Below are 8709 nucleotides of genomic sequence, written 5' to 3'. Positions count from 1 at the left end.
GGTGGCGCCGGTGGCGGCGGCAATACCGGCGGCGCCGGCGGGTCGGGCGGCGCCAACACCGGTGGCGCGGCTACTGGCGGCGTCGGCATGGGCGGTACCGGCGGTGCGGGCGGCAGCATCGCCGTCAATGCCGGCACCTTCAATATGTCCAACACCATGACCAGCGTTGGGCAGTCGGCCGCCGGCATCATGGTGGCGTCGCAGAATAGCGGCATCGCTTCGCTGGTGCAGCAAAGCGTGAACGTCCAGTCCAACCTGGCGGTAGGCCGCTAAGCAGGGCGCGGGGCGCGCGCGGCATGGCGTGCCCCGCTGTCGAGAGAAGGAGCAATGATGCAAATACCAGGAAAAAACGCTTGGATGTGGCTGGCGTGTGCCGCCTGTTGCCAGGCTGGCGCCGGGCCGCTGACCGAGGTGCAGGCGCCGCCGGCCACGACGCTGGCGCCGCTGGTGCCGGAGGTGATCGTTACGCTGGCTGACCCGCCCGGTTTCGATGCTGCGCCGATGCCGGTCGCGCGGCTGGCGCGTCTGCGCGGCGGCGCCGACACGGTCACCAATGACATGCAGTTGAACGGCGCCGTCAGCGGCAACGCGGCGGTCAACGTCGTCACCGGAGCCAATGCCATCAGCAGTGGTTCCTTTAGCAACGCTTCCGGCCTGCCGGTAGCGATACAGAATTCCGGCGCCAATGTGCTGATACAGAACGCCACCATCATCAACATCCAGATGCAATGAAAGCCCTGACCATTGTCTTGCTGGCCGCAGTGAGCTCCGGCCCCGCTGCGGCGGCGGACCTGCCCGGCATTGGCGGCGCCAGCTATGCGGTGCCCGTGACCAGCCTGAAGGAGGCGCGCTTCCGCTCGACGGTGCGCCAGCAGCACGACTTCAGCTGCGGCTCGGCGGCCGTGGCGACGCTGCTCAGTTACCACTACGACACGCCGGTGACCGAGGAGCAGGTGTTTGCCGCCATGTATGCGCAGGGCGACCAGCCGACCATCCAGCGCGAAGGCTTTTCGCTGCTGGACATGAAGCGCTACCTGGCGCAGCGCGGGTTTATCGCCGATGGCTACCGGCAGCCGCTGGACAAGCTGGCCGAGGCACGTTTCCCCGCCATTGTCCGCATCGTCGAGAACGGCTATATGCACTTTGTGGTGGTCAAGGGCATGGATCCGCAGCGCGTGCTGATCGGCGATCCGGCCAGCGGCACGCGCGCGGTGCGCCGCGCCGCCTTCGACGCCATGTGGCCGGACCGGCTGCTGTTCGTGATCCATAACTGGAGCGGCCAGCCGCATTTCAACCAGCCGGGGGAGTGGCGCGTGGCGCCGCAGGCGCCGCTGGACGTCGCCATCAATCGCGGCAGCCTGACCGACCTGACGCTGCCCAAGAACGGCAGCGGCAATTTCTGATACGGAGGAGGCCATGCGGATCCGCTCGTTGCCCCTGCTAATCGCGCTGCTGGCCGGCAGCGCCGGCGCCACCGATGTCGCCGCTGGCTGGGCCGCCGTCGACGATGGCGAACTGGAGCAGGTGCGCGGCGGCTTTGCGCTGGGTGACGGCTTGCTGGTATCGCTAGGTGTCGAACGTTTGGTTTCGATCAATGGCACTGTTGTAGCCAGTACCCATTTTTCCATCCCCGATATGACACAGTTGAGTGCTGCGGAAGCCGCGATGGCCAGCGATGCGCTGGCCGCCGTGGTGGTCCAGAACGGCGCCGGCAACCTGGTCGCGCCGCTGGCCACGCAGGGACTGGGGGCGTTGTTGATACAGAACAGCGTCAACGATCAGGCGATACGCAGCCAGACGACAATCTCCACCACCGTCAGCAATCTGGCCATGCTCAAGGCGGCTAATTTTGAAAGCAGTTTGCGGGATGCCTTGAGCGCAGCGGTCGTCAAGTAACCAACTTGAGGAGCGGCGATGCGTGCGAGTGCGAAACGGCGGGCCAGCGTGCTGGCGATCTTGGTGTGCAGCGGCGCGGCGGCGCAGGCGCAAAATCCGGTGGGGACCGCGCCCGCCGACGACGGCCGGCCGCCGGCGGTGGCGCCGCTGTTCGAGCAGCCCGGCGTGCTGACGCCGCGCGGCAAGCTGGTGCTGGAACCGTCGCTGCAGTTCGGCTATTCGTCGAGCAACCGCGTGGTGCTGGTGGGGTACACCATCATTCCGGCGCTGCTGATCGGCCTGGTGGACGTGCGCGAGGTCAAGCGCAACACCACCACTGGCGCGCTGACCGCCCGTTACGGTCTGAGCAACCGCGCGGAACTGGAGCTGAAGGTGCCGTATGTGTACCGCAGCGACTCCACTGTCAGCCGCGAGATCTTCACCGGCACCGGCGTCGACCGCGTATTCGACACCAGCGGGCGCGGCGTCGGCGATGCCGAACTGGCCTTGCGCTACCAGTTGAACGACGGCGGCGCCGACCGCGCGTATTACGTGGCTGGCCTGCGCGTCAAGTCACGCACCGGCACCGATCCGTTCAGCGTGGTGACCGATTGCAGCCAGCGCTGCGTGGGGCCGAACGCCACCGGCACCGGCCTGCCGCTGGAACTGCCGACCGGCTCCGGGTTTTATGCGGTGCAGCCCAGCCTGACCTGGCTGTATCCCAGCGACCCGGCCATCCTGTTCGGCAGCGTCAGCTACCTGAAGAACTTCAAGCGCAGCGGCCTGAGTCGCAAGGTGCTGAATGGCGAGTTGGAGCCGCTGGGCACGGTGGCGCCGGGCGATGTGCTGGGCTTTAATTTCGGCCTGGGGCTGGCCTTGAACGAGCGCGCGCTGATCAGCTTTGGTTACGACCACAGCTCGATCGCACGCACGCGGCAGAACGGCGCGCCGGTGCAAGGTTCGGTGCGCACCCAGCTGGGCACGCTGCTGCTGGGCTTTTCGTATCGCATCAACGACAAGCGCACCCTCAACATCGCCGTCGGTGCCGGGCTGACGCGTGATACGCCGGATGTGCAACTGTCGCTGCGGCTGCCGTTCACTTTCTAATCGTGCTCCGCATGGATCTGAGGTATTGTAGTGCTCCTGACAATTTTCAAAACAAGGGGAGCCATGTCCACGCGTATTCTGAAACCTTTGGCCGTGATTGCGGCGCTGGTCGCCACCACGGCAGTCCAGGCCGGCGCACCGATGGCGCGCTTCCAGGCGCCGGGCTTTTACCGCACCACGCTGGGCGACTTCGAGGTGACCGTGCTCAACGACGGTACGCTGGACCTGCCGGTTGACAAGCTGCTGAAGCAGCCGCCGGAGAAGACCAATGCCGCGTTGGCCAAATCCTTCCAGAAGGTGCCGCTGCAGACCTCGGTCAATGGCTTCCTGATCAATACCGGCAGCAAGCTGGTGCTGATCGATACCGGCGCGGCCAGCCTGTTCGGTCCGACGCTGGGGCAACTGTTGAGTAATTTGAAGGCGTCCGGCTACAAGCCGGAGCAGGTCGATGAGATCTACATCACCCACATGCATGGCGACCACGTCGGCGGACTGGCGTCCAACGAACAGCGCGTGTTTCCGAATGCGATCGTTCGCGCCGGCAAGCTGGATGCGGACTACTATCTGAATCCGGCCAATCTGGACAAAGCGTCGGGCGAGGCCAAGGATAATTTCCAGGGACCGATGGTGTCGATCAACCCTTACGTCAAGGCGGGCAAGTTCCAGCCTATCGTGGCCAACAGCGAGCTGGTGCCGGGGATTAAATCGTATTTCAACGGCGGCCATACGCCGGGCCACATCACGTATGTGGTGGAGAGCAAGGGGCAGAAGCTGGTATTGCTGGGAGATTTGCTGCACGTACAGGCGGTGCAGTTTGACGATCCAAACGTCGGCATCTCGTTCGACAGCGACAGCAAAGTGGCGACCTCGGAACGCAAGGAAGCCTTTGCCGCCGCCGCCAAGGACGGCTACCTGATCGGCGCCGCCCACCTGTCATTCCCCGGATTGGGGCATGTGCGCGCCAATGGCAAGAGCGGCTACGTGTTTGTGCCAGTCAGCTACACGCAGCCGCGCTAGCAAGCTGAGCATGGGTTCCCGCGTGCGCGGGAACGACGTCAGTCCGCGTCCGCCGAACCCCGTCATTCCCGCCGCCAAGGGCACAACGTCATTCCCGCCGCCAAGGGCACAACGTCATTCCCGCGCAGGCGGGAATCCATACTGATTACGCCAGGGCCGGATAGTCGGTGTAACCGGTAGCGCCCACCGCATAGAACGTATCGGCATTCCACTTGTTCAACGGCTGGTTGGCTTGCAGACGCGCCACCAGGTCTGGATTGGAAATGTAATCCTTACCGAAAGCGATAGCATCAGCCTTGCCGCTGTCCAGCAACTCCTGCGCCACGACCTTGTCCATCTTTTCATTGGCGATGAACACGCCGCCGAATTCCTTCTTGATCAATGGCGACAGACTGTCTTCGCCCAGCGCTTCGCGGGTAAAGATGAACGCGATCTTGCGCTTGCCCAGCTCGCGCGCTACGTAGCCGAAGGTCTCGGCCGGGTTGGCATCGCCCATGTCGTGCGAGTCGCGGCGCGGCGCTAGGTGCATGCCGACACGGTTGGCGCCCCATACCTCGATGCAGGCATCGGTCACTTCCAGCATCAGACGGGCGCGGTTCTCGACCGAACCGCCGTAGTTGTCGGTGCGCAGATTGGTTTTACTTTGCAGGAACTGGTCCAGCAGATAGCCGTTGGCGCCGTGGATTTCCACGCCGTCAAAGCCGGCCTTCTTGGCGTTCTCGGCCGCTTTCTTGTAGGCGGCAACGATGCCGGCCAGTTCTTCGGTTTCCAATGCGCGTGGCACAGGATATGGACGTTGCGGACGTAGCAGGCTGACGTGACCGTCGGCCGCAATCGCGCTTGGCGCCACTGGCGGCTCACCGTTCAGGAAGCTTGGATCCGAAATGCGGCCCACGTGCCACAGCTGGGCGAAGATCACGCCGCCCTTGGCGTGCACTGCGGCGGTGATCTGTTTCCAGCCTTCCACCTGTTCATCCGACCACAGGCCTGGGGTATCGGCATAGCCGACGCCGTGTGGCGTAACGGCGGTCGCCTCGCTCAGGATCAGGCCGGCGGTGGCGCGTTGCTCGTAATACTTGGCCATCAGCGCGTTCGGCACGCGGCCTTCGGAGGCGCGCGAACGGGTCAGCGGTGCCATGATGATACGGTTTTTCAGCGTGATATCGCCGATGGTGATCGGATCGAACAGAGTTGGCATGATGAGTTTCCTATAGTTGCATTTGATCGATGAAGGCCTGGATCAGCGCCTCATCGCGTTTGAAATAATTCCACTGGCCGACGCGCTGCGACGTCACCAGCCCGGCCTTGACCAGCACGGCCAGGTGGGCCGACATGGTCGATTGCGATAGCCCGGCACGACGGTCGATCATGCCGGCGCACACGCCCAACGTCAGCGGGTGCTGTTGCTCGGCAAAAAATACCTCGGGTTCCTTCAACCACGCCAGAATCTGGCGCCGGATCGGATTGGCGAGGGCTTTGTGGATAGCGTCGATGTCCATGCTGGGTATATGTATCGTGTTTTTCCGATTTCAATATCGTGATCTTACGATATAAAAGAAAAACGTGCTGGCGGCCGAAAAATCCTTTATGTTATGGGAATATTGTTGTAAATCTAACGAGGCTGGCATGTCGAGTCATTACCTGGATGTGGCGGTAGGGCTGTCCTACACTTTTCTGGCGGTGAGCCTGCTGTGCAGCGCCACGCGCGAAGCGATCGCGTCGCTGTTCCAGACGCGCGCCAAAGTGCTGCTGGACGGCGTACTGACTCTGCTGCACGAATCCGGCGCCAAGCCGCAACTGCGCGGCATCGGGCCTTCGATCCTGCGGCTGTTCAGGCTGCGCGGCGGCTTCGGGCTGGAGAAACTGGGATCGCAATCGCTGACGGCCGAAGTGATGCGCCATCCGCTGATTACCGGCATGGCGCAGCAGGGACGCATGCCGTCCTACATTCCCTCGGCGATCTTTGCGCGGGCCTTCGTCTCGACGCTGACGGCCAAATACGGCAAGGGCAAGACGGCTGCCGCGCTACTCAACAGCATCGGCAACGAAGGCCTGACCAAAACACTGCTGGCCATCATGGGCGAAGGACCGGACGATGTGGCGGCGCTGGAAAACGCCGTGCGCATCTGGTACGACACCGTGATGGACCGCATCAGCGGCTGGTACAAGCGGCGCTCCCAGTTCGTGCTGTTTCTGGTGGGGCTGGTGTATGCGGTCGCGATGAACATCGACGCGCTGCAATTGTCGCAGCGCCTGTGGAGCGATGCGGCGCTGACGACGCAGTTGATTCAAAAGGCGGAAGACGCCAAACCGCCCGTGCCGCCGGGACTGCCAACCGATCCAGCATCCGGCGTCGCCAAGGCCAGGCAAGCCAAGGCGCAAGCGGAGGAAGTGCAGAAGCTGCCGATCGGCTGGCCATCCGCGCGCTTTGAAGGCGTGAAAGGCTTCGGTCCCATCACGATGGCGCTGCTGTTCGCGCTCATCGGCTGGATCGCCACCGCATTCGCCGCCTCGCTCGGTTCGCCGTTCTGGTTTGAAGGCGTCGGCTGGCTGCTGGCGCTGCGCGGCACCGGCGCCAAGCCGGCAACGGAAACGACGGCAGCACCCTCGGCGATCGTCACCTTGCCGAGTCTGCGTAAATAGACCTACTTGCCGCGCTGCGCGCACTTGGACGATTGAATCGCCCGCTCCGTAATGTTGTCGATGCCCTTGATTGCTTGCTGCGTGCACGCATCGTCGTTGACGGCGTGCACTTGCGGTTTGCGGTTCATCTCCTTGTAACCGGTGAACACCAGCGCCACGGCGGCCACGGTCAGCAGAACTGCGTTTAATTTCATCTGCATGCTCAGGCCGCAAAGTGCAGGGCCAGACCGATGGCGGCCGGCAGGGTTTGAATCAGCAGGATGGAACGCTTGACCGTCACGCCGCCCCACACGCCGGCTACCGCCACGCACGCCAGACCGAACACCGTGAAGGCCGACGCAATCGCGGCATCCGGATGCAGCAAGCCCACCACCAGCGCCGCGACCAGGAAACCGTTATAGCAGCCCTGATTGGACATCGCCGGCTGGACGATTTCGGCTTTCTCCTTGCTGAGACCGAAGACCCGGCGGCCGCGCGAATTGAACAGCACGGTTTCCAGCAGGACGATGTACACATGGATCAGCGCCACCAGGGCGGTGACGATCTGGGCGGCTAAATGCATGGGGTCTCCTTGTTCTTATCAATGTTGAAGGAACATTATCGCCTGCGTAAGGCAGTCGCGGCTAGAGGCCGGGCACCAATTTTGTCGCAATGCTATAGTTCCGGCTCTTGTGTTTCTGTGGGGACGACCCCGCCTTGGACCGGAAACACGACGCCCGTTGCGGCGTTTCACTTGGCCTGGACGACCTGGCCGCAACGAGGAGTTTGTCATGACCTGGATTATTCTCATCTTGGCCGGCCTGCTGGAAGTCGTGTGGGCGGTCGGTCTTAAATACACCGAAGGTTTTACCAAACTGCTGCCATCCGCCTTGACCTTGGCTGCGATGGCCGGCAGTGTCGGCATGCTGGGCCTGGCGCTGCGCACGCTGCCGCTGGGAACCGCGTATGCGATCTGGACCGGCATTGGCACGGTCGGCACGGTGATCTACGGCATCGTCATGCTGAACGAGCCGGCCAGCGTGATGCGGCTGACGTGCATCGCCATGATTGTCGGCGGCATCATCGGCCTGAAGATCTCCAACGCTTAAAACGAAGGGTTAGGGCGGGTGAGGTAATACCATTCGCTATTGGCTTCGGCGGCCGCGTCCGGGAACAGAATTCGGCCGTCAAACTCGGCCAACACCGGCGTACCATCGGCGCGCCGGCCGATTTCCTCGCCTTGCTTGACGGGATCGAAACTGGACCAGTTGCGGCTGAAGGTATCGTCAGCGTGCTGTTTATCGTAGACGGCGACCATGCTAAGCGCCTCCATCTGCTCCGGCGCTACCGGTTCCGGCCCAGGCGCGTCAATCATGCCGAGGAACGCCAGCGTATTCAAAATGGCGCGATACGCCACCTCAGGCGCTTGCGGATCATCGTGCTGCCCGCACTCCAGCGTCAGCGCATATCCGCCGACCGAGCGCATGTATTCGGTAGTGCCCATGCCGTAGCGCAGTACGGTCTGTAATTCACTGCTGCCACTCATGCGCCGTTGCACGCCATCGCCGTAAGTCCGCAACCAGCCATCAACAAACCGGCGCACGCCCAACCGCTTGGCCAACGCACGCTCTTGCTGCTCATGCTTGAAAGGCTCCAACGGCCCATCATTATTGCGCGGCCCGACCATGACAAACGGCTCGCTCGCCGCATTGAACGAATGTAGATCCAGCAGCACGTCATGCTGCGCTAGAAGAGGGCACAGCCAGTTGGCCACACGGTCTTCAAAATCCTGCGGATCAGCGTTTGGAAAAAGATTACGATTGAGATTGCGCTCGCCTGTACGCTCGCCCTTGGCGTACGCCAGTGGATTTGTCACCGGCACAAACGTCACGCTGCCGCGCTGTATGGCAAACGTGCCAGAATCCAACTCCTGCATTAGCCGTAGGATTGCTTTGGTACCACAAGTTTCATCGCCGTGCACCGCAGCGGTTGCGATCAGACGAATGCCTGGAAATTGACCACCGAAGTTCTTACAGGAGAACTGCAATTTGTTAACGTCGATCATGTCGTCTCTCAAGCCAGAGTACG

12 protein-coding genes and 1 pseudogene are annotated in these 8709 nt (G+C 62.7%); 8 read left to right on the top strand and 5 right to left on the bottom strand.

Annotation, left to right across the window (positions count from 1 at the left end):
- The 6 genes and pseudogenes from GTP55_RS24610 to GTP55_RS24585 all read left to right on the top strand — a co-directional run.
- Positions 1-273 (top strand): annotated as a pseudogene (locus GTP55_RS24610) (hypothetical protein); the annotation flags it as partial.
- An 84-nt stretch (positions 274-357) separates the two neighbouring features.
- On the top strand, positions 358-732 hold the full coding sequence (locus GTP55_RS24605) for a hypothetical protein (protein WP_229258151.1): 375 nt from the start codon (positions 358-360) through the stop codon (positions 730-732).
- A complete protein-coding gene (locus GTP55_RS24600; RefSeq protein WP_161047430.1) occupies positions 729-1403 on the top strand; it encodes a C39 family peptidase in 675 nt (224 codons plus the stop codon). The genes GTP55_RS24605 and GTP55_RS24600 overlap by 4 nt, the downstream gene beginning before the upstream one ends.
- A 13-nt stretch (positions 1404-1416) precedes the next feature.
- Positions 1417-1896, top strand: coding sequence for a hypothetical protein (locus tag GTP55_RS24595; protein ID WP_161047429.1), 480 nt, complete (start codon positions 1417-1419; stop codon positions 1894-1896).
- 18 nt (positions 1897-1914) lie between these two features.
- A complete protein-coding gene (locus GTP55_RS24590; RefSeq protein ID WP_161047428.1) occupies positions 1915-2982 on the top strand; it encodes an acetate kinase in 1068 nt (355 codons plus the stop codon).
- A gap of 63 nt (positions 2983-3045) precedes the next feature.
- Entirely contained in the window at positions 3046-3999 is a 954-nt protein-coding gene (locus GTP55_RS24585) for an MBL fold metallo-hydrolase (protein WP_161047427.1), read from the top strand.
- Positions 4000-4144: 145 nt separating this feature from the next.
- Here GTP55_RS24585 and GTP55_RS24580 read toward each other — a convergent pair whose 3' ends face one another.
- Positions 4145-5197 carry an alkene reductase gene (locus GTP55_RS24580; protein ID WP_161047426.1) on the bottom strand — a complete coding sequence of 351 codons (1053 nt, stop codon included), beginning with the start codon at positions 5195-5197 and terminating at the stop codon, positions 4145-4147.
- Positions 5198-5207: 10 nt separating this feature from the next.
- A complete protein-coding gene (locus GTP55_RS24575) occupies positions 5208-5498 on the bottom strand; it encodes an ArsR/SmtB family transcription factor (protein WP_110848173.1) in 291 nt (96 codons plus the stop codon).
- 127 nt (positions 5499-5625) lie between these two features.
- On the opposite strand from GTP55_RS24575, the gene GTP55_RS24570 reads away from it, so the two are divergent.
- On the top strand, positions 5626-6642 hold the full coding sequence (locus GTP55_RS24570; RefSeq protein WP_161047425.1) for a hypothetical protein: 1017 nt from the start codon (positions 5626-5628) through the stop codon (positions 6640-6642).
- 2 nt (positions 6643-6644) lie between these two features.
- On the opposite strand, the gene GTP55_RS24565 is transcribed toward GTP55_RS24570, so the two are convergent.
- Both GTP55_RS24565 and GTP55_RS24560 read right to left on the bottom strand, forming a co-directional pair.
- Positions 6645-6836 (bottom strand): hypothetical protein, encoded by a 192-nt coding sequence (locus tag GTP55_RS24565; RefSeq protein WP_161047424.1) that lies wholly within the window; start codon positions 6834-6836, stop codon positions 6645-6647.
- 8 nt (positions 6837-6844) lie between these two features.
- Positions 6845-7204, bottom strand: a complete 360-nt coding sequence (locus GTP55_RS24560; protein ID WP_161047423.1) for a DUF1304 domain-containing protein — start codon at positions 7202-7204, stop codon at positions 6845-6847.
- Between the two features lie 208 nt (positions 7205-7412).
- Between GTP55_RS24560 and sugE the strand changes: the two genes are divergently transcribed.
- A complete protein-coding gene (gene sugE, locus GTP55_RS24555) occupies positions 7413-7730 on the top strand; it encodes a quaternary ammonium compound efflux SMR transporter SugE (RefSeq protein WP_161047422.1) in 318 nt (105 codons plus the stop codon).
- Here sugE and GTP55_RS24550 read toward each other — a convergent pair.
- A complete protein-coding gene (locus tag GTP55_RS24550; protein WP_161047421.1) occupies positions 7727-8686 on the bottom strand; it encodes a M14 family metallopeptidase in 960 nt (319 codons plus the stop codon). The two genes, sugE and GTP55_RS24550, sit on opposite strands and share 4 nt — an antisense overlap.
- Positions 8687-8709: the final 23 nt, after the last annotated feature.

The sequence above is a fragment of the Duganella margarita genome, assembly GCF_009857535.1.
Classification (GTDB): Bacteria; Pseudomonadota; Gammaproteobacteria; order Burkholderiales; family Burkholderiaceae_D; genus Rugamonas; species Rugamonas margarita.
Note: the sequence above shows the minus strand (reverse complement) of the source record. Positions and strands in the feature narration are given on the sequence as shown.

What these genes read in the sequence shown, in the direction of transcription:
- GTP55_RS24605 (WP_229258151.1), top strand. Translation starts at nt 358, where the DNA reads ATGTGGCTGGCGTGTGCCGCCTGTTGCCAGGCTGGCGCCGGGCCGCTG.
- GTP55_RS24600 (WP_161047430.1), top strand. Translation starts at nt 729, where the DNA reads ATGAAAGCCCTGACCATTGTCTTGCTGGCCGCAGTGAGCTCCGGCCCC.
- GTP55_RS24595 (WP_161047429.1), top strand. Translation starts at nt 1,417, where the DNA reads ATGCGGATCCGCTCGTTGCCCCTGCTAATCGCGCTGCTGGCCGGCAGC.
- GTP55_RS24590 (WP_161047428.1), top strand. Translation starts at nt 1,915, where the DNA reads ATGCGTGCGAGTGCGAAACGGCGGGCCAGCGTGCTGGCGATCTTGGTG.
- GTP55_RS24585 (WP_161047427.1), top strand. Translation starts at nt 3,046, where the DNA reads ATGTCCACGCGTATTCTGAAACCTTTGGCCGTGATTGCGGCGCTGGTC.
- GTP55_RS24580 (WP_161047426.1), bottom strand. Translation starts at nt 5,197, where the DNA reads ATGCCAACTCTGTTCGATCCGATCACCATCGGCGATATCACGCTGAAA.
- GTP55_RS24575 (WP_110848173.1), bottom strand. Translation starts at nt 5,498, where the DNA reads ATGGACATCGACGCTATCCACAAAGCCCTCGCCAATCCGATCCGGCGC.
- GTP55_RS24570 (WP_161047425.1), top strand. Translation starts at nt 5,626, where the DNA reads ATGTCGAGTCATTACCTGGATGTGGCGGTAGGGCTGTCCTACACTTTT.
- GTP55_RS24565 (WP_161047424.1), bottom strand. Translation starts at nt 6,836, where the DNA reads ATGAAATTAAACGCAGTTCTGCTGACCGTGGCCGCCGTGGCGCTGGTG.
- GTP55_RS24560 (WP_161047423.1), bottom strand. Translation starts at nt 7,204, where the DNA reads ATGCATTTAGCCGCCCAGATCGTCACCGCCCTGGTGGCGCTGATCCAT.
- sugE (WP_161047422.1), top strand. Translation starts at nt 7,413, where the DNA reads ATGACCTGGATTATTCTCATCTTGGCCGGCCTGCTGGAAGTCGTGTGG.
- GTP55_RS24550 (WP_161047421.1), bottom strand. Translation starts at nt 8,686, where the DNA reads ATGATCGACGTTAACAAATTGCAGTTCTCCTGTAAGAACTTCGGTGGT.